The sequence below is a fragment of the Mesorhizobium australafricanum genome, from assembly GCF_033977265.1.
Taxonomy (GTDB): domain Bacteria; phylum Pseudomonadota; class Alphaproteobacteria; order Rhizobiales; family Rhizobiaceae; genus Mesorhizobium; species Mesorhizobium australafricanum.
The window spans coordinates 180,427-199,011 of record NZ_JAVIIT010000001.1 but is presented as its reverse complement, the minus strand read 5'-3'; the positions used below and the strand labels follow the sequence as shown (position 1 = coordinate 199,011).

The 18,585-nt window shown below is 63.6% G+C and carries 16 protein-coding genes and 1 pseudogene; 12 read left to right on the top strand and 5 right to left on the bottom strand.

All coding sequences use genetic code 11. The features are described from left to right. Positions 1 to 9: 9 nt before the first annotated feature. Genes RFM98_RS01000 through RFM98_RS00990 form a run of 3 tightly spaced genes read left to right on the top strand, consistent with a single transcriptional unit; the run spans position 10 to position 3,442 of the window. A complete protein-coding gene (locus RFM98_RS01000; protein ID WP_320307088.1) occupies positions 10 to 957 on the top strand; it encodes an ABC transporter permease in 948 nt (315 codons plus the stop codon). Then, positions 954 to 1,823, top strand: a complete 870-nt coding sequence (locus tag RFM98_RS00995; protein WP_320307087.1) for an ABC transporter permease — start codon at positions 954 to 956, stop codon at positions 1,821 to 1,823. The genes RFM98_RS01000 and RFM98_RS00995 overlap by 4 nt, the downstream gene beginning before the upstream one ends. Next, the gene (locus RFM98_RS00990; protein WP_320307086.1) at positions 1,820 to 3,442 is read left to right on the top strand and encodes an ABC transporter ATP-binding protein; all 1,623 of its coding nucleotides are present in this window, start codon (positions 1,820 to 1,822) and stop codon (positions 3,440 to 3,442) included. Before RFM98_RS00995 ends, RFM98_RS00990 begins: the two co-directional genes overlap by 4 nt. Positions 3,443 to 3,457: 15 nt before the next feature. On the opposite strand, the gene RFM98_RS00985 is transcribed toward RFM98_RS00990, so the two are convergent. Further along, positions 3,458 to 3,889, bottom strand: coding sequence for a TerB family tellurite resistance protein (locus RFM98_RS00985; RefSeq protein ID WP_320307085.1), 432 nt, complete (start codon positions 3,887 to 3,889; stop codon positions 3,458 to 3,460). A 309-nt stretch (positions 3,890 to 4,198) separates the two neighbouring features. Here RFM98_RS00985 and RFM98_RS00980 point away from each other — a divergent pair, with 309 nt between their 5' ends. The 4 genes and pseudogenes from RFM98_RS00980 (at position 4,199) to RFM98_RS00965 (ending at position 6,625) form a co-directional block, all read left to right on the top strand. Continuing rightward, positions 4,199 to 4,984: a TSUP family transporter gene (locus RFM98_RS00980; protein WP_320307084.1), complete on the top strand. Its 786-nt coding sequence runs from the start codon at positions 4,199 to 4,201 to the stop codon at positions 4,982 to 4,984. A 50-nt stretch (positions 4,985 to 5,034) separates the two neighbouring features. Further along, a complete protein-coding gene (locus RFM98_RS00975; RefSeq protein WP_112127440.1) occupies positions 5,035 to 5,205 on the top strand; it encodes a hypothetical protein in 171 nt (56 codons plus the stop codon). A gap of 85 nt (positions 5,206 to 5,290) precedes the next feature. Continuing rightward, positions 5,291 to 6,122, top strand: a pseudogene (locus tag RFM98_RS00970) (helix-turn-helix domain-containing protein). 83 nt (positions 6,123 to 6,205) lie between these two features. Then, positions 6,206 to 6,625 carry a VOC family protein gene (locus RFM98_RS00965; protein ID WP_320307083.1) on the top strand — a complete coding sequence of 140 codons (420 nt, stop codon included), beginning with the start codon at positions 6,206 to 6,208 and terminating at the stop codon, positions 6,623 to 6,625. 304 nt (positions 6,626 to 6,929) lie between these two features. Here the strand turns inward: RFM98_RS00965 and RFM98_RS00960 are convergent, their stop codons facing one another. Next, positions 6,930 to 8,405 carry a cobyric acid synthase gene (locus RFM98_RS00960; RefSeq protein WP_320307082.1) on the bottom strand — a complete coding sequence of 492 codons (1,476 nt, stop codon included), beginning with the start codon at positions 8,403 to 8,405 and terminating at the stop codon, positions 6,930 to 6,932. Continuing rightward, the gene (locus RFM98_RS00955) at positions 8,405 to 9,010 is read right to left on the bottom strand and encodes a dimethylsulfonioproprionate lyase family protein (protein WP_320307081.1); all 606 of its coding nucleotides are present in this window, start codon (positions 9,008 to 9,010) and stop codon (positions 8,405 to 8,407) included. The genes RFM98_RS00960 and RFM98_RS00955 overlap by 1 nt, the downstream gene beginning before the upstream one ends. 139 nt (positions 9,011 to 9,149) lie before the next feature. On the opposite strand from RFM98_RS00955, the gene RFM98_RS00950 reads away from it, so the two are divergent. The 3 genes from RFM98_RS00950 to mmsB all read left to right on the top strand — a co-directional run bounded on the left by RFM98_RS00950 (position 9,150) and on the right by mmsB (position 11,660). After that, positions 9,150 to 10,319 (top strand): isobutyryl-CoA dehydrogenase, encoded by a 1,170-nt coding sequence (locus RFM98_RS00950; protein ID WP_320307080.1) that lies wholly within the window; start codon positions 9,150 to 9,152, stop codon positions 10,317 to 10,319. Positions 10,320 to 10,339: 20 nt separating this feature from the next. Further along, positions 10,340 to 10,708, top strand: a complete 369-nt coding sequence (locus RFM98_RS00945) for a four helix bundle protein (RefSeq protein WP_320307079.1) — start codon at positions 10,340 to 10,342, stop codon at positions 10,706 to 10,708. A 64-nt stretch (positions 10,709 to 10,772) separates the two neighbouring features. Next, on the top strand, positions 10,773 to 11,660 hold the full coding sequence (mmsB, locus tag RFM98_RS00940) for a 3-hydroxyisobutyrate dehydrogenase (protein WP_320307078.1): 888 nt from the start codon (positions 10,773 to 10,775) through the stop codon (positions 11,658 to 11,660). 575 nt (positions 11,661 to 12,235) lie between these two features. Here mmsB and RFM98_RS00935 read toward each other — a convergent pair. Both RFM98_RS00935 and RFM98_RS00930 read right to left on the bottom strand, forming a co-directional pair. Further along, positions 12,236 to 13,615, bottom strand: coding sequence for an aspartate aminotransferase family protein (locus RFM98_RS00935; RefSeq protein ID WP_320307077.1), 1,380 nt, complete (start codon positions 13,613 to 13,615; stop codon positions 12,236 to 12,238). Positions 13,616 to 13,984: 369 nt separating this feature from the next. Next, entirely contained in the window at positions 13,985 to 16,051 is a 2,067-nt protein-coding gene (locus tag RFM98_RS00930) for a prolyl oligopeptidase family serine peptidase (protein WP_320307076.1), read from the bottom strand. Positions 16,052 to 16,168: 117 nt separating this feature from the next. On the opposite strand from RFM98_RS00930, the gene RFM98_RS00925 reads away from it, so the two are divergent. Continuing rightward, positions 16,169 to 16,705: a hypothetical protein gene (locus RFM98_RS00925; protein WP_320307075.1), complete on the top strand. Its 537-nt coding sequence runs from the start codon at positions 16,169 to 16,171 to the stop codon at positions 16,703 to 16,705. A gap of 273 nt (positions 16,706 to 16,978) precedes the next feature. Next, positions 16,979 to 18,556, top strand: coding sequence for a trimethylamine methyltransferase family protein (locus tag RFM98_RS00920; protein WP_320307074.1), 1,578 nt, complete (start codon positions 16,979 to 16,981; stop codon positions 18,554 to 18,556). The last annotated feature ends 29 nt before the right edge of the window (positions 18,557 to 18,585 follow it).

The following is an 18,585-nucleotide window of genomic DNA, read 5'->3' as shown; positions in this document are numbered from 1 at the left end:
TCTTCAGCAATGACCGCCTACCTCCTAAAACGCCTCATCATCGCCGCCCTCACCCTGGTGCTGGCCTCGATGGTCGTTTTCGCCGTGATGGAAATCCTGCCCGGTGATCCGGCGCGGCTGATGCTGGGCTTCAACGCCAGCGCCGATCAGGTCGTGTTGCTGCGCGACCAGATGGGGCTGAACGCACCGCTTGTCCTGCGCTACCTGCATTGGGTAGGCGGAATGCTCAGCCTCGATTTAGGCCGCTCCTACACCTACTCCGTGCCTGTCATAGATCTTGTCCGCGAGCGCGTCGTCGTCTCTCTTCCGCTGGCGCTGATTGCGCTCGCCCTGTCAACGGTCATCGCCATTCCGGTCGGCGTGTTCTCAGCCAGCCGACAAGGCCGGGCGGGCGACACGCTTGCCATGGGGGCAGCCCAACTCGGCGTCGCAGTGCCCAATTTCTGGTTCGCGCTGATGCTGATCTATCTCTTCGCGGTCTGGCTGCGGCTGGTTCCGGCCGGCGGCTTTCCCGGCTGGAACGCCGGCATCTGGACGGCGCTGAAATCCCTGATCTTGCCGGCCGTCGCATTGGCGCTGCCGCAGGCGGCGATCCTGGCGCGCGTCGCCCGCTCTGCGCTGATCGAGGTGCTCAACGAGGATTATATCCGCACCGCCCGCGCCAAGGGCCTGCCCTATCGCGCCGTGCTCTGGCGCCATGCGCTGCGCAACGCCATGATCCCCGTGCTCACCATTCTCGGCCTGCAATTCGCCTTCCTGCTCGCCGGCACCATCATCATCGAGAATGTCTTTTACCTGCCTGGCCTCGGCAGGCTGATCTTCCAGGCCATCACCCAGCGCGACCTGATCGTGGTCGAGAGCATCGTCATGCTGCTGGTCGCCGCCGTGATCCTCATCAACCTCATTGTCGATTTCTCCTACGCCATCGTCGACCCGCGCCTGCGAGGCCGCAAATGACCATGCGCATCGACCTGCCCGAGGAAACCATTGCCGGCGTGCTGGCCAAGGCGTTCGGCAACCGCTCCTTCCTGATCGGGCTCGTTATCACGCTGCTGGTCGTGGCCGTCGCGCTGCTCTCCTTCGTCTGGACGCCTTATGACGTCACCAGGCTGGTGATCGCCGACAAGACGCAGGCGCCCTCGCCGGCGCACTGGTTCGGCACCGACCATTTCGGCCGCGACATCCTGTCGATGATCATGGTCGGCGCCCGCAACTCGATCGCCGTGGCGCTGGTCGCGGTCGGTATCGGCATGGGCATCGGCGTGCCGCTCGGCGCCTTCGCCACCGCGCGCGGCGGAATGGCCGACGAGGCTCTGATGCGTGTCAACGATCTCGTCTTCGCCTTTCCGGCGCTGCTTTCGGCAATCATGATCACCGCGATCTTCGGCCCGGGCGCCGTCAACGCCATCATCGCCATCGGCATCTTCAACATCCCGGTCTTCGCCCGTGTCGCGCGGGCCGGCGCGCTGGCCATCTGGCCGCGCGAGTTCATCCTCGCCGCGCGCGCCGCCGGCAAAGGCATGACGCGGATCACCGTCGAGCACATCCTGCCCAACATCGCGACGCTGCTGCTTGTCCAGGGCACGATCCAGTTTGCGCTGGGCATCCTGGCCGAAGCCGGGCTTTCCTATGTCGGCCTCGGCGCCCAGCCGCCGATGCCGAGTTGGGGTCGCATGCTGTTCGATGCGCAGACGCGCATGGTGACCGCGCCCTGGATGGCGATCTTTCCCGGCATGGCGATCGTCATCACCGTGCTTGGGCTGAACCTGCTCGGCGACGGCATCGCCGACATCCTCGATCCGAAATCGCGGCGGCAGCGATGAGCCTGCTCGAGATCGAGAACCTGTCGCTGACGATCGGCGGCACACCGATCCTGAAAGGCGTCGAGCTCGCCATCGCGCCCGGCGAAGTTGTCGGCCTGGTTGGCGAATCCGGCTCCGGCAAGTCGATGACGGCGCTGACCGTCATGCAACTCCTTCCCCATCTGGCGCGCGCCGAAGGCCGCGTCAGCTTCGCCGGCATCGACATCCTCGCGGCGAGCGAGGACCAGATGTGCGCCTTGCGCGGCGACGATATCGGCATGGTCTTCCAGGAGCCGATGACGGCGCTCAACCCGGTCAAGACCATAGGCGAACAGGTCGCCGAAGGCATTCGCTGGCACACCAAGGCGGGTCGCGCCGAAGCCGAGGACCGCGCGCGAAAAATCCTCGACCGCGTCGGGCTGCCCGAAGCCAAATTCCCGCTGTCGCGCTACCCGCACGAACTGTCCGGCGGCCAGCGCCAGCGCGTCGTCATCGCCATTGCCTGCGCGCTGAAACCTAAATTGTTGATCGCCGATGAGCCGACCACGGCGCTCGATGTGGTGCTGCAGGCGCAGATTCTCGACCTTTTGCGCGATCTGGTCAGCGAAAACCGCATGGGGCTGCTGCTGATCTCGCACGACCTTGCCGTGGTGACCGAGATGGCCGATCGCCTGACCATCCTGCGCCAAGGCGAGGTTATGGAAGCGGGTGACACGGCGCGCACCCTGTCGGAACAATCGCACCCCTACACGCGCGAGCTGGCGCTTGCCTCCATGCATGTGCCGCCGCGTCCGAAACCACACCTTGCCGGCTCGGCGAAACCCTTGCTCGAAGTCGAAGGCGTCGGCCGGGACTATCCGGGACGGCGCATATCACTGTTCCGGCCGGCACAACCGATCCGCGCCGTCGACGACGTCTCGCTCACCATTGAGCCTGCCCAATCGGTGGCGCTCGTCGGCCGTTCGGGTTGCGGCAAATCCACCCTCGCCCGCATGATCCTCGCATTGGACAAGCCCACGGCGGGCACGATCCGCTTTCGCGGCGAGGCCATCACGGGCAAGCCGGAGTCGGCGCTAAGGCCGGCAAGGCGCGATATGCAGGTCGTGTTCCAGGATCCTTACGGCTCCTTCGACCCGCGCCAGAAGGTGGAGAAGCTGGTAGCGGAGCCGCTGCATCTTCTTGAGAAACAGCCGGCCGTGGCCGAGCGCCGCGAGATGGTCGCGCATGCGCTGCACGAAGTCGGGCTCGGTCCCCGCGACATGGACAAATATCCGCATGAATTCTCGGGCGGCCAACGCCAGCGCCTGTCGATCGCCCGCGCCATCATCACCCGTCCGAAGCTGGTGGTCGCCGATGAGCCGGTCTCGGCGCTGGACGTCTCGATCCGCGCCCAGATCCTCGACCTTTTCGCCGAGCTCAACCAGAAGCTCGGCATCGCCTATCTCTTCATCACCCATGACTTGACAGTCGCCCGCGCCATGGCGGACGAGGTGCTGGTCATGCATGAAGGCAAGATCGTCGAGCGCGGCCGGGCCGCCGAAGTGCTCGACCATCCGCGCTCTGAACCGGCGCAAGCGCTTGTCTCGGCGGCGCCCGACCTCCACCGAGCCATCGCGCGCAGAATGCAGGAACAGGGATAGACGACCGGTCCGCTTTCAGCTCTCCGGCTTCACCACGTCGACCGCACTGATATCGAGCAGGTCGAGCGTGCGGCGCAGAAGCTTGACCTCGCTCTCCGCCAGCTTGGAATCGGCCTTGGCGATCTCGGCCATGTGGCGCGCAAGGAGTTTTCGGCGCTCGGCATCGAGGTCGCGGAACAGCGCGATCGCCTGCGAGCCGTTGGTCTCGTAGCCAAAGTCGTTGAGATATTCGATGACGCTGTCGATCGAGGTCTCGGCAATGCCGAAGGCTTCCTTGCAGATGCGCCGGAAGACAACCATCTCGCTCTCGGAGACCGAGCCGTCGGCCAGGATCATGCGGAACAGCATCAAGAGTTCCGCCGACAGCACAGGGTCGTCCGCCACCTTGCGCACCCCTGGGTCACCGTCGAAGATCGAACGTATCTGGTCAAGCAGCGCCATCGCCATCAGCCTCCCTCCGCGATTCCATCTGATTGTTAGAGCAATTCCAGGAAAAGTGTGAAACGGTTTTCCGTCCGCAATTGCGCCAAAACAAAAGATGGAGCGGTTTCGGCGTTTCCACGAAACGGTGAACCGATCTATGCATGTCGCCCAGAAGTGTGCAGCGGTTCTGGGGCAACGACATGCATCAAAACAAAAACCTAAAGCGCGTCGCCTGAATCCGGTTCAGCGCGACGCGCTTTAGCGTGGAATTAGCCTTGCGCAAACTGGTCGAGCGTGATGCAAGCTGCGGCTCTCCTCGCCGCGACTTGCCTGATGATTGACCTTACCCTGCAGACCGTCCTCATCCTCATCGCCGCCGCCTTTGCCGCCGGCTTCGTCGATTCGATCGCCGGTGGCGGCGGGCTGATCACGATCCCGGCGCTGCTGCTGGCCGGTTTTTCGCCGGTCGCCGCGCTCGGCACCAACAAGCTGCAGGGCATGTTCGGTTCCGGCTCGGCCACCATCCACTATGCCGCCAACGGTCAGGTGAACCTGCGCCGCCAGCTGCCGTCAGCACTGCTGGCGCTCGTCGGCGGCGCGGTCGGCGCGCTGCTGGCGACGGTCGTTCCCGGCGATTTCCTGCGCGCCCTGCTGCCGCTGCTCTTGATCGCCATCGCGCTCTATTTCGCACTGAAGCCGAACATGGACGACGTCGACCGCGCCGAGCGGCTGTCGCCTTTCCTGTTCGGGCTGATCATCCCGCTGCTGGTCGGCTTCTATGACGGTGTCTTTGGTCCCGGCGCCGGCTCCTTCTACATGCTCGCCTTCGTCACCCTTGCCGGCTATGGCGTGCTCAAGGCGACCGCGCACACCAAGCTGCTGAACTTCGCTTCCAACATCGGCGGCTTCGTCGTCTTCGCCGCCGTCGGCGTCATCGACTGGAAGATCGGCCTGATGATGGGCGCGGCGCAATTCATCGGCGCCCGTGTCGGCGCGAGCCTGGCCATCCGGATCGGCGCCAAGCTGATCAAGCCGCTGTTGGTGGTCGTCTGCCTAGCGCTGGCGGCGAAGCTGCTGGCCGACCCAACCAATCCCTTGCGCCAGCTCATTGGTGTGTGACGCTCCTGCTGTTAGAGTTCGCAGGTGCGAATCATGTTGGAGGGACGGACATGAATCTCAGTGCGCCTACCCAGATCGTGTTCATTATTTCGTTGGTCATCGCCATCATCGGCCTTCTTGCCGCTCTTGGCGTTCTTGCATTCATTCCGCTTGCGTCAGTTTGGATCATGCTCATCGCCTATATCGTGCTTGCCGCCGGCTGCCTGATGCGCGGCGCCTGAGCACACCAATCTCTGGCAACTCGGAGCGCCCGGCACGTGCCGGGCGCTTTTGATTTTTGAGAGCGTGTTCTGCTAGGCTTGCGCAATGTCCGACGAGACAGAACGCCATCGACAGGACAATCGATCCCCGGCCCTCCATTTCGAGATGGTTCGGCGCAAGCCCGCTGCCGCGCTTACGGGCATCGTCACGGATATCTGCGGCTATCGCGAGACCCGCCCCGGCCATTTCCGCATCGTCGAATATGCCTCGCTCACCGTGCCGCTGGTGATCAGCTTTGCCGAAGCCTTCGCCATCGGACTAGGCCAAACCCCCGGGGACAATGATCGCTACGCCAGCTTCGCCGCCGGCCTCTATGCCGGGCCGGTCACGATCGAATCCTTCGGTGCCGCCTGCTGCGTCCAGGTCAATTTTACCCCGCTCGGCGCCAGGCGATTCTTCGGCCTGCCGATGAGCGAGCTGCGCGACCGCATGGTCGGGCTGGACGATGCGCTAGGCTTTGACGGCATCGCGCTGCGCGAACGGCTTGGCGAGGCGTCGGATTGGGACGCGCTTCGACATAGCGGAGAACTATATAGCCAGACGCCTTGCGGAAGCGAATGCGCTTTCGCCCGAAATCGCCTGGGCCTACAGGACCGTCATCGCGTCGGGCGGCCGCACCCGCATTTCCGCGCTCGCCGGCGAGATCGGCTGGAGCCGCAAGCATCTGGCGGCAAAATTCACCGACGCGATCGGCATCGGCCCGAAGACATTGTCGCGCATCGTGCGCTTCAACCGCGCACTCTCGCTATCCAAGCGGCAGGAAGACGATTGGGCCGGCATCGCCGCCGACTGCGGCTATGCCGATCAGGCGCATCTGGTGCGCGAATTCCGCCAGCTTGCCGGGGAAACGCCGACCGCGCTCGCGGCGTCGATGTAGGCATCGGCGAAGTAACATTTCTTCAAGACGCCAAGGCGGCCATGGTCGACATTGGGTTTATCGACCCAAACAAGGAGATCGTCATGCCCACGGCAACGGAAGCACCCCGTATTTACCCCGCCCTGCGCTACAAAAACGCAGCCAGGATGATCGACTGGCTGTGCGAAGCCTTCGGCTTCGAACTGCGCGCCCGCTATGGCGAGGGCGACGTCATCCATCATGCCGAGCTGACCTTCGGTTCCTCGATGATCATGCTGGGCACGGCGCGCGACGACGACTACGGCAAGATGGTCGGCGAGCCCGGCCGTGGCGGCGGAAAGTCGATCTACATCGCCGTCGATGACGCCGACGCCGCATATGCCAAGGCGAAGAAGGCCGGCGCCAGGATTATCCAGGAACTGGTCGACCGCGACTATGGCAGCCGCGAGTTCATCTGCCTCGACCCGGAAGGCAATGTCTGGTCGTTTGGCACCTACTGGCCGAAGGCGGGAGAGAAGGCGTAGGAAGTCTCGCCGTGCCCCCCATGAGCGAAACCATCTCAACTTCGTCATCCACGGGCGAAGCAAGGAGCGAAGCGACGCGCGCAGACCCGAGGATCCATGCCGTGACCTTAATCGAAGAGCGCAGCGGAGCAGAATTCTGCACGGTTGCAACGCCTTGACGTCACGGAATGGATTCTATGGTCTGCGCGCGTCGCTTCGCTCCTTGCTTCGCCATAGAATGACGACCGCATAGGTGGCTCGGCTAATCGCCAAGGCACGAGATCCCTCAGCTACCCGGGCCAGCTTCCGTGCCGAGGAACCCGACCTATCGCGCCAGGGCAAAAATCGCATCGCAGTCGATATGCCTCTCCAACTCTGCGGCCACCTCGTCCAGCGCCTTCTCGACCTCGGCGCGGTAATCAATACCGCCGCCGCTGACACCGAGACTTGCGAGGTAGGCGGCGCGGAAGGCGTCGGCGGAAAACAGCCCGTGCAGATAGGTGCCGATCACCTTGCCGTCAGCGGAAACCGCGCCGTCCTCAACGCCGTTGAGGATCGCCGACGGCCGCGCCGTGTCCGGGCCGGTGGTGCGGCCAAGATGGATCTCGTAGCCTTCGAGCGGCAGGCCGAACTGCACCGAACGCGCGCTTGAATTGCGCACGGTCTTTTCCGGATCCATCACCGTTTCGATGTCGAGCAGACCTAGGCCCTCAGCCTCGGTGACGCTGCCTTCGATGCCGTCGGGATCGCGCACCACACGGCCGAGCATCTGGTAGCCGCCGCAGATGCCGACGACATGGCCGCCGCGTTTGCGATGGGCGGCAAGATCGTGATCCCAGCCATTCTCGCGGAATTTCACTAGGTCGCCGATTGTCGATTTCGAGCCGGGAATGACGACGAGCCCGGCATCCTGAGGCAGCGGTTTTCCCGGCGGCACGAACACCACCTCGACCTGCGGTTCGGCCTTGAGGGGATCGAGGTCGTCGAAATTGGCGATGCGCGCCAGCATCGGCACCGCCACCTTCAGCGCCCGTTTCTCGCCGGAAGCGAGGCGCTCGAGCACGACGGAATCCTCGGACGGTAAGCGACCGGCGGCTTTCAGCCACGGCACGACGCCGAAGCAGCGCCAGCCGGTGAACTTTTCGATCGCGCTTATCCCGTCGTCGAACAGCGAAACATCGCCGCGAAACTTGTTGATGAGATAGCCGGCGATCATGCGCCGGTCTTCCTCCGGCAGGATCAGATGCGTGCCGGCGACGGACGCAATGACGCCACCGCGATCGATGTCGCCGACAAGGACCACCGGCACGTTGGCGCGCGTGGCAAAACCCATATTGGCGATATCGCGGCTGCGGAGATTGATCTCCGCGGGCGAGCCCGCGCCCTCGACGATGACCAGGTCGGCGCCCTCGCCGACCTTGGCCCAGGAATCGAGCACCGCGTCCATCAATCCGGCTTTCATCGCCTGGTAGTCGCGCGCCCGCGCCTCGCCATACACCTTGCCCTGCACCACCACTTGCGAGCCGATATCGCTCTGCGGCTTGAGCAGCACCGGGTTCATGTGCACGGTCGGCCGGACGCCGCAGGCCAGCGCCTGCAGCCATTGCCCGCGGCCGATCTCGCCCTCGCCAGCCTTGTTGCCGCCTGGAATGTCGGCGACGGCGGCATTGTTCGACATGTTCTGCGGCTTGAACGGCCTGACCTTCAGCCCACGATTTCTCGCAGCGCGGCAAAGCCCCGCCACCAGCACTGTCTTGCCGACATCCGACCCGGTGCCCTGCAGCATGATCGCCCTGGCCATCAGTTCCTGCCCCCTGAACCGATGGTCGACTTTTGCGCCAGCGGCCCGCCGCGCCAGAGGTAAAGCGCCATCAGCGCTTCCTTGCCCGTGCGCATGGCATGGTTGACGTTGGAGGCATGGTGAATGACCTCGCCGGCGTCGCGAACATGGAAACCGCCCTCGCCCATCCGCCACTCCGTGCCGCCGGTCAGCGGGATGTAGATTTCCTCGGCGATGTGGTGATGGTCGGGATAGACGATGTCGGGCCCGAGGATAAGCAGGCCGGCGGCGACCTCGTCATTGACGAAATGCCCGCGCGTGCCGAACACTTCCAGCCAGCCGTAATTGTCGACAAAACCCTGCCCGAAATCGTCAGCGGTATAGGTCTGCCCCCAGCGCAACGCGCCCCGATTGTCGGCAACGAATTGCGCCAGCGGCTTGGCGTCCGTCGCGGCAAGCTCGGCGATGCGATCGAGATGGCCAAGGCAGCCAAGCGGGCGCGTTTCGAGCGCACGTGCCTGCATGTCCCAGCCAATGCGCGCGACTTCGTCCGTGACCAGATCGCTGTCGATGCCGGCGAGATAGGCGTGGAACCGGTCCAGCAGCTCATTGAAAATTGTCGGCACGCACGAGCTCCGTTGGTCATTTCACGCACAGCCGGTCCGCAGGAAGCCGGGTTGCGCGGCGGCATCATTGGTCTAGATTGAACGGCGCGCAAAGCCAAAAACGACAGGCCAGAAGGCCTGAAGCGACAGGGAGCACGCCATGGACGCGACAGTCGATGCGGGCGGCGGCCAGTTCGAACTCAACGAGGAACAGCGCGCCATCCAGGAGATGGCCCAGGCCTTCGCGGCGGACCGCGTTGCGCCCAACGCGCTCGACTGGGACCGTGCAAAGCACTTCCCCGCCGATGTGATCCGCGAGACAGGGCCGCTTGGCCTTGGCGGCATCTATGTGCGCGACGATGTCGGCGGCTCGGCGCTTGGGCGGCTCGACGCGGTGCTGATCTTCGAGGCGCTCGCCCACGCCGATCCGGCCTTCTCCTCCTTCATTTCCATCCACAACATGGCGGCCTCGATGATCGACCGCTTCGGCAGCGACGAGCAGCGCCTGCGCTTCCTGCTGAAACTGACCTCGATGGAATGGTTGGCGAGCTATTGCCTGACCGAGCCCGGCTCGGGCTCGGATGCCGCGGCGCTGAAGACGCGCGCGGTCAAAAGCGGCGGCGACTATGTGCTCAACGGTGCCAAGCAGTTCATTTCCGGCGCCGGCGACAGCGACCTTTACGTGGTGATGGCGCGCACCGGCGCCGACGGTCCGAAAGGCATATCCGCTTTTGTCGTGCCCAAGGACGCGCCGGGCCTTTCCTTCGGCGCCAACGAGCACAAGATGGGCTGGCACATGCAATCGACCCGCCAGGTCATCTTCGAGGATTGCAAGGTGCCGGCCGAGAACCTGCTTGCCGCGGAAGGCGCCGGCTTCGGCATTGCCATGGCGGGGCTCGATGGCGGCCGGCTCAACATCGCCGCCTGTTCGCTGGGCGGCGCGCAGGCGGCGCTCGACAAGTCGCTTGCCTATACGGCCGAGCGCAAGGCCTTCGGCTCCAAGATCAACCAGTTCCAGGCGCTGCAGTTCAGGCTGGCCGACATGGAGACGGAGCTGCAGGCGGCGCGCATCTTCCTGTACGCCGCCGCCTCGAAGCTCGACCGCAAGGCGCCGGATGCCGGCAAATGGTCGGCGATGGCCAAGCGCTTCGTCACCGATATCGGCTTCGACATCGCCAACCAGGCGCTGCAGCTGCATGGCGGCTATGGCTATCTGCACGACTACGGCATCGAGAAGCTGGTGCGGGATCTCCGCGTCCACCAGATCCTCGAAGGCACCAACGAGATCATGCGCGTCATCATTGCGCGGGCGCTGATTGGTAGGCAGTAGGCAGTAGGCAGTAGGGAAAGATGACCGGCAAGATCAACTCGTACAAGGATTTGATCGTCTGGCAGCAGGCGATGGATCTGGCCGTCGCGACCTACTCCTTGACCAAGGCATGGCCGAAAGAGGAACTGTATGGGTTGACCAGCCAAATCCGCCGCTCAGCCACATCCATCCCCGCAAACATCGCGGAAGGTTACGGGCGAGATAACACCGGCTCTTATCAGCAGTTTCTCAGGATAGCTCAAGGCTCTCTAAAGGAGCTCGAGACGCACCTCCAGATCGCTGAACGCATCGGCCTAGCCACGAGTGATGAGGTCAATCATATGCTGTCAGCCACAGAAGCGATCGGAAAAATGCTTCGCCAGCTTATTATCAAGCTCGCACCTGAATAGATCTCCTACTGCCTACTGCCTACTGCCTACTGCCTACTGCCTACCGAAATCACGGAGCACGACTATGACGACAACGATCGCCTTCATCGGTCTCGGCAACATGGGCAATCCAATGGCCGCCAATTTGGTCAAGGCGGGGCATACGGTGCTGGGTTTTGATCTCGTTCCCGAGAACCTGACGGTTGCGAAAGAACATGGCGTTACCGTCATGGCGAACGCCGTCGCCGCAGTTAAGGACGCCGATGTCGTCATCACCATGCTGCCTGCCGGCAAGCATGTGCTGTCGGTTTATGAGGACATCGCGCCCAAGGCGAAGAAAGGCGCGCTGTTCATCGATTCCTCGACCATCGACGTCGAATCCGCGCGCAAGGGCCATGCCATTGCCGCAAAACATGGCCTGCCCTCCATTGACGCGCCCGTTTCCGGCGGCACGGGTGGCGCCACAGCCGGCACGCTGACCTTCATGGCCGGCGGCTCCGATGAGGCTTTCGCCGCCGCCGAGCCGATCCTGAAGCCCATGGCCGGGCGCGTCGTCCATTGCGGCGGCGACGGCGCCGGCCAGGCGGCCAAGATCTGCAACAACATGATTCTCGGCATCTCGATGATCGGCGTCGCCGAAGCCTTCGTTCTCGCCGAAAAGCTCGGCCTGTCGCATCAGGCGCTGTTCGACGTCGCCTCCACCTCGTCGGGCCAGTGCTGGTCGCTCACGACCTATTGCCCGGTGCCCGGTCCGGTGCCCGCCTCGCCGGCCAACCGCGACTACAAGCCGGGCTTTGCCGCTGCGCTGATGCTGAAAGACCTGAAATTATCGCAGGAAGCCGCGCAGAGCGCGGGCGCCGTGACCCCGCTCGGCGCCGAGGCCACGCAGCTCTATGCCTTGTTCAACGCGCAAGGACACGCCGGCTCCGACTTTTCCGGGATTATTAATTTTCTGCGCGGAAATCCAGCTTAAGCCACTGCTTTTCAAAGGTTATTTTCAGAATTTGCCGGTCCGAAGCCGGCAAATTTAGATTTGCTTAAGGTCTCGCTAACTCACCGGTAACGATGTGCCTTTAAAACGGACTGCGAGGCGGACATCGCGTCTGCCCGGCGCTCCGGATCAGGTCTCGCGTACCGGAGCCCGTAAGTTTCGCAAGTATTCTTGTAGCGAAATGCCATGTGTATTTGGCAAAGCCGCGTTCCTGTTGGAGCGCGGTTTTTGCGTTTTGGAAGCATCCCTTCGCCTCCTCATTCCAGGGCGCAGCAGGAGCGAAGCTCCGTCGTGGAGACCCTGGAATCCATGCCGTGACTTACGAGCGTTGCAACGGAGCAGAATTCTGCTCCGCGGCGCCTCGGCCGAGGTAACGGCATGGATCCTGGAGTCTGCGCTGCGTCGCTACGCTCCTTGCTCCGCCCAGGATGACGACGGAACAGGATGCTCGCTCTAAAGCGCGTCGCGCTGAACCGGATTCAGGCGACGCGCTTTAGGTCTTTGTTTTGATGCATGTCGTTGTCCCAGTACCGCTGCACACTTCTGGGCGACATGCATTAGCGCTTCCGCAGATCCGCTTCGGCAAGATCGAGCGCCTTGGCGATGCGCTCGCAAGCCATGTCGATGGTGTCGCGCGTCCAGATCAGCGGCGGCGACAGGATCATCGTGTCGCCGGTAGCCCGCAGCATCATGCCGTTCGCGACCGCGTGGTCGCGCACCACGACCGCCGCACTTCCCGACGGCAGGTAGCGTTGCTTGGTCGCCTTGTCCTTGACGATCTCGATCGCGCCCATAAGGCCGATCGAACGCACTTCGCCGACCAGCCTGTGGCCGGCGATCCGCTCCTGCAGCGCCTGCGCGAAATACGGACCGGTATCGTTCTTGACGCGCTCGACCAGCCCTTCCTTCTCGATGATCTCGAGGTTCTTGAGCGCCACCGCGCAGGCCACCGGATGACCGGAATAGGTATAGCCGTGATAGAACTCGCCGCCCTTCTCGACCAGCGTCTTGGCGACACGGTCGCCGACCAGCAGCGCCGACAGCGGCTGATAGCCCGAGGTCAGCGCCTTGGCGGTGGTGATGGTGTCGGGCTCGATCCCGAAGGTCTGCGCCGCGAACCATTCGCCGGTCCGGCCATAGCCGGTGATGACCTCGTCCAGCATCAGCAGCACATCGTATTTGCGGCAGATGCGCTCCACTTCCGGCCAGTAGCTCATCGGCGGGATCTTCACCCCGCCGGCACCCATCACCGGCTCGCCGATGAAGGCGGCGACCTTGTCGGCGCCGGCTTCGAGGATCGCGTCCTCGACGGCCTTCGCCGCGCGGATGCCGAAATCATGGTCGCTTTCGCCGGGCAGAGCCAGCTCATAGGCATAGGGCATCATCACATGGACGATGTTGGGCACCGCGCCGCCGAGCTGCTTGTGCATCGGCTCCATGCCGCCGAGCGAGGTGCCGGCGATCGTCGAGCCGTGATAGGCCGACTTGCGCGAGATGACGCGGTTCTTCTCAGGTCTACCCTCCAGCGCCCAATAGTGGCGCACAAGCCTGAGCGCGGTGTCGTTGGCTTCCGAGCCGGACGAGCCGTAGAAGACCTGGCTGACATGCTTGGGCGCCAGCTCCGCCAGCTTCTTGGATAAGAGCACCGGGGTCGGCGTCGAGCATTTGAAGAAGGAGTTGTAGTAGGGCAGCTCCTTCATCTGCGAATAGGCGGCCTCGGCCAGCTCGTTGCGGCCATAGCCGACATTGACGCACCAAAGGCCCGCCATGCCGTCGAGGATTTCGGTGCCGTCAGCATCGTAGATGAACGGGCCGTTGGCATGGGTGATGATGCGGGAGCCTGTCTCGCGCAGCTCCTTGTGGTCGGTGAAGGGGTGAAGGTGATGCGCGGCGTCGATCTGCTGAAGCTGCTTCAGCGAATAATTCTGATAGGTCATGGATTTGATCTTTCCTCTTGAATCAATACGGCAACGGCCGGGGCGGATTCGTCAGAGCCTGACTCGGAAGTCGGCGGCTGAGGGTCGGCGAGGGATTTTTGTCGATCCGGAAGGAGCCGATCGCAGCCGATATCAGGATATCGGCAAGATTGGCGACGCGCCGGGCGGCGAAAAGACCCGCCGAGCCGACCCGACCGACTTTCGGGTCAGGCTCTCAGAGGAAGGCGGGCGGCGAATAGCCGATGCGGGCGCATAGCCGCAACAGCTCGGCGCGAAGGGTGCGCGGTGACGGCGTCACCGCGACCCCGAAGGCGCCAGATGTGCTGAAGCGGATCATGGCGGCAGCTTATGCCGCCTGAGGCCCAGAATTCAAGCCGTTCCGGTCAGCGCTCGCTGAAGGAATATGTAGCGCATCGCCGTCTGCGCCGCCTGCGGCCGGGGATCGCCGCGTCCGCCATGGCCGCCTTCGGTCTCCTCGAAGAACAGCGTCCGGCCGTGATCTGCCTCCTGCAGCCGCGCCGCCATCTTGCGGGCATGTCCAGGATGGACGCGGTCGTCGGCTGTCGACGTCATCAACAGCACCGGCGGATAGGCAACACTCGCCGCGACATGCTGATAGGGCGAATAGGCGCCGAGCCAGGCCGCCTCATCCGGCTTCGACGGATCGCCATATTCGGCGATCCACGAGGCGCCGGGCGGCAATTCGGTGTAGCGCAGCATGTCGAGCAGCGGCACGTCGATGATGACGGCGCCGAACAATTCCGGGCGCTGCGTCAGCGACGTACCGGTGAGCAGGCCGCCATTCGAGCCGCCTTGGATGCCGAGCTGCGCCGCCGTGGTGATGCCGCGCCGGACCACATCCTCGGCCACCGCCGCGAAATCGTCGAAGGCGTTCTGGCGCTTGCCCTTGAGCGCCGCCTGGTGCCAAGCCGGACCGAACTCGCCGCCGCCGCGGATGCTGGCCTGGACATAGGCGTTGCCCTTGTCCAGCCAGAGCTTGCCGCGAATGCCGGCATAGCCGGGCAAGAGCGGGACTTCGAAGCCGCCATAGCCGTAGAGCAGTGCCGGCACCGGCCCTTTCTGGTCGCGGCGCCGCACCACGAAATAGGGGATCATCGTGCCATCCTTCGAGCGCGCCTCGAATTGCTCCGAAACACAAGGCGAGGCATCGAAGCGCGCCGGCTGCGACTTCACGGTTTCAAGCGTCTCGCCATTGTCATCCGACCAGATGATCGAGCTCGGCGTCAGGAAATCGGTGAAGGAGAAGGAGACGCTCGAACCGAAATGCTCGACATGGCTGATGCCGACATTGCCGTTGTCGGGCAGCGCGATCCGTTTCAGCGACCAGCCATCTGCGGTGCGGTCGCAGGCGATGACCTTGCCGCGCACATTGTCCATCAGGTTGATGAACAGCCGGTCTCGCGTCCTGGCGAGCCCGGCGATCGAAACGCGATGCGCGGGCTCGAGCACGGTTTGGAACGGCCCGAACGCACCGGTGTCGATCCAGCGGTCGAAATCGACGGAATAAAGCCCGTCGGGCAGGCAGCGCGTGCCGTCGGGCGCCGTCCACGGGCTGCGCACGCCGAAAAGGAGTTGGCCCTTGAAGATCGCCGTGTCGGTGGCGTCGTCCGGCAGCGGTACGCGCCTGTTTTCTCCCGGATCCAGTCGCAAAAAGCTGTGCGAGGTGAAGAAGTCGATCGTCTTTCCGAGCAGCACATGCCGCTTGTCGCCGTCATACTCCACGCCGCCGCCGACCGCGAGGTCATGCTTCTCGCCTTCGAAGATCGGCGTTGCCTCCTCGAGCTTGGTGCCTCGCCGCCAGAGCTTGATCACGCGCGGATAGCCGGACTGGGTCTTGTCTTCTTCCTCGAAAGCCGCCGAAACGATTACCGTGTCCCTGTCCAGCCAGGAAAAACCCGACTTGGAGGCGCGCGCGGAAAAACCGCCTTCGACAAAGGACCTCGTCGCGATGTCGAACTCGCGCATCTCGCTGGCGTCGCCGCCGTCGGGCGACATGGAGAGCAGGCAGAGATTGAAATCGGGATAGAGCCGGCTGGCGCCGCCGAACACCCATTTTACGCCCTCTTTCGCCGAGAGCTGGTCGAAATCGATGATCGTCTCCCAATCCGGTCTGTCGGTCTTGTAGGAAGCGACCGGCGTGCGCCGCCACAAGCCAAGCGCATTGGTCTTGTCCTGCCAGAAATTATAAACGTAGCCGGCAAGCGCCGCTCCGACCGGCATGTTATCCTCGGCCGTCATCAGATCGAGCGCGGTCTCGAACGCCGCCTGATACGAAGGATCACCCTGCAGTTCGGCGACCGTCAGCGCGTTCTGGCGATGAACCCAGTCGAGGGATTGCTTGCTGTTGCGGTCTTCCAGCCAGAGGAAGGGGTCTTCGGCTGAGGCTGGCTGCTTTTGTGCACTCGACTGGGTCATGTCGTCTCCGAAATCTGCCATGCTGGGTGCCACAAACATCGGCATGGCGCTACCGACATTCAACCGGAGCGTTTAAAAAGGCAGCTCCGAAAATCGCCATGGCAAGGCGAGTAACCGATGCAACGCCTCTACATAGCCACTGAGAAGTTCGGTCCGTCCCACGGCACCGGATGGAAGGAATACATCGAGTGGTCTGGCCTCACCCAATTGACCGAGGTCGTCACGCTCGATGGGATGCTATGCCCATTCGCGCTCCCGGACACCAAGGAGAGCCACTGGCCCCACATCGTCAAAGAAGACAACATGCTCAATTTCTTTGTCGATTTGGATTTCCTGCTTTCGGAGTTGGCCGATACGCGCGATCTCAATATCCTTGGCGTGATCCGAAGGCCTTCGGCGGATGTGCGCTCGCTTGAGTGGGACGGGTTTGCGTTCCTGGGTTACGATCTGATGGACAAGAATGTCGGCAACAGCGCCTTGAGCAATTGTGGCGGCTTTCCGGACGTGTTCGCGAACATGGAGCTCTCCAGTGTCGGGCTGTTGGACGACTTCGATCGCGCGCTCCAAATTAGGGATCGGCTGCACACAACGCATCCGGAAGAGCGACACGCCGACTGTGATCTCTGGGCAATATTCCGACGGCAGGCCAACTGAGGACTCCGAGACCCCGATTGCCCTATAAGACCCGTCTTCGGACGACCGTCGCCGCCGCCAACGCCGCGCAGATTACGCCGAGCGTGACGGGCAGGCCGGCGGCGCCGACGACGTCCATCACGCCACGGTAGGCAGTCCCAGCGGTCCGAGCGCCTGCAGCAAGCTCCCCTTCGGCCATGTCGCTTCCCTCGCTCTAGTGGTCGCCGCCTCCTCACCCGCTGCATTGCCGCCAGTCCATTATGCGGCCAATTTCGCATCCTCACGAGGCTTCCCATGACTGCCGCCCTCCATCCAGCCGAACCGACAGTGGCTACCGATCGCGCCCGCCGTGGCGGCCGCGCCGGCAAGCGCGCCGGCGGCTCGGCCGCCTTCGAGCAGCCCGCCTTCCGGCAGTTGAAGAACCCGCTGACGCCGACCAAGCTGGTGTCCGACGATGAATTGGAATCAATCCACCTCGCCTCGCTGCGCGTGCTGAAGGAGATCGGCGTCGACGTTTTGCACGACGAAGCGCGCCGCATCATGAAGGCGCATGGCGCGGATGTGCGCGAAGGCAGCGAGCGCGTGCGCTTCGACAGCGACATGATCCTCGAGCTTGTCTCGCACTGCCCGTCGGAATTCACGCTGCATGCCCGCAACCCGGCGCACAATCTGCGCTTCGGCGGCAACAACGTCATCCTGTCGATGATGGCCTCGGCGCCTAATTGCTCCGACCTCGATCGCGGCCGGCGGCCGGGCAACCAGGCCGACTACCGCAACTTCCTTCGCCTGGCTCAGATGCACAACATCCTGAACTGCACTGGCGGCTATCCGGTGGAGCCGATCGACATCCATCCTTCGGTCCGGCACCTGGAATGCGTCCGCGACCTCGCCACGCTGACCGACAAGGTCTTCCACATCTATTCGCTCGGCAAGGAGCGCAATGTCGACGGCATCGAGATCACCCGCATCGCGCGCGGCATCAGCCGCGAGCAACTGATGCAGGAACCCTCGGTCTTTACCATCATCAACACCAATTCGCCGCTCAAGCTCGACGTGCCGATGATGGAAGGCATTATCCAGATGTCGAGCATGGGCCAGGTCGTGATCATCACGCCGTTCACGCTGTCGGGCGCCATGGCGCCCGTCACCGTCGCCGGGGCGCTGGTGCAGCAGAATGCCGAGGCGCTCTCCGGCATCGCTTTCGCGCAGATGGTGAAGAAGGGCGCGCCGGTCGGCTATGGCGGCTTCACTTCCAATGTCGACATGAAGTCGGGTGCGCCGGCCTTCGGCACGCCCGAATATATGAAGGCGCAGCTCGTCGGCGGCCAGCTCGCCCGCCGCTATCAAATTCCCTACCGCACCTCCAACACCTGCGCCGCCAACACGGTCGACGCGCAGGCAGCCTATGAAAGCGTGTTCTCGCTGTGGGGCGCGATCCAGGGCGGCGGCAATCTGATGATGCACGGCGCCGGCTGGCTGGAAGGCGGCCTGCGCTGCTCCTACGAAAAGACCATCCTCGACATCGACCTTTTGCAGATGGTGGCAGAGTACCTGACCCCTCTCGACCTCTCCGAGGATGCGCTGGGCTTCGACGCCATCCAGTCGGTCGGTCCAGGCGGCCATTTCTTCGGCACCCCGCACACGCAAGCGCGCTACAAGACCGCCTTCTACTCGCCGATCGTCTCCGACTGGCGCAACTTCGAGACCTGGGCCGAGGCAGGCTCGCCGACGGCGATGGAACGCACCAACAAGGTGTGGAAGGAGCGTCTTGCTTCCTACGAGGAGCCATATATGGATCCGGCCATCCGCGAGGAACTCAACGACTTCGTCGAGAAGCGCCGTGCCGAAGGCGGCGCGCCGACCGACTTCTAACGCCGGCAAGTCGCCGGCCCGCATCAATT

Bases quoted from the DNA above. Each gene is read 5' to 3' on its own strand.
- RFM98_RS01000 (WP_320307088.1), top strand. From the start codon at position 10: ATGACCGCCTACCTCCTAAAACGCCTCATCATCGCCGCCCTCACCCTG.
- RFM98_RS00995 (WP_320307087.1), top strand. From the start codon at position 954: ATGACCATGCGCATCGACCTGCCCGAGGAAACCATTGCCGGCGTGCTG.
- RFM98_RS00990 (WP_320307086.1), top strand. From the start codon at position 1,820: ATGAGCCTGCTCGAGATCGAGAACCTGTCGCTGACGATCGGCGGCACA.
- RFM98_RS00985 (WP_320307085.1), bottom strand. From the start codon at position 3,889: ATGGCGATGGCGCTGCTTGACCAGATACGTTCGATCTTCGACGGTGAC.
- RFM98_RS00980 (WP_320307084.1), top strand. From the start codon at position 4,199: ATGATTGACCTTACCCTGCAGACCGTCCTCATCCTCATCGCCGCCGCC.
- RFM98_RS00975 (WP_112127440.1), top strand. From the start codon at position 5,035: ATGAATCTCAGTGCGCCTACCCAGATCGTGTTCATTATTTCGTTGGTC.
- RFM98_RS00965 (WP_320307083.1), top strand. From the start codon at position 6,206: ATGCCCACGGCAACGGAAGCACCCCGTATTTACCCCGCCCTGCGCTAC.
- RFM98_RS00960 (WP_320307082.1), bottom strand. From the start codon at position 8,405: ATGGCCAGGGCGATCATGCTGCAGGGCACCGGGTCGGATGTCGGCAAG.
- RFM98_RS00950 (WP_320307080.1), top strand. From the start codon at position 9,150: ATGGACGCGACAGTCGATGCGGGCGGCGGCCAGTTCGAACTCAACGAG.
- RFM98_RS00945 (WP_320307079.1), top strand. From the start codon at position 10,340: ATGACCGGCAAGATCAACTCGTACAAGGATTTGATCGTCTGGCAGCAG.
- mmsB (WP_320307078.1), top strand. From the start codon at position 10,773: ATGACGACAACGATCGCCTTCATCGGTCTCGGCAACATGGGCAATCCA.
- RFM98_RS00935 (WP_320307077.1), bottom strand. From the start codon at position 13,615: ATGACCTATCAGAATTATTCGCTGAAGCAGCTTCAGCAGATCGACGCC.
- RFM98_RS00930 (WP_320307076.1), bottom strand. From the start codon at position 16,051: ATGACCCAGTCGAGTGCACAAAAGCAGCCAGCCTCAGCCGAAGACCCC.
- RFM98_RS00925 (WP_320307075.1), top strand. From the start codon at position 16,169: ATGCAACGCCTCTACATAGCCACTGAGAAGTTCGGTCCGTCCCACGGC.
- RFM98_RS00920 (WP_320307074.1), top strand. From the start codon at position 16,979: ATGACTGCCGCCCTCCATCCAGCCGAACCGACAGTGGCTACCGATCGC.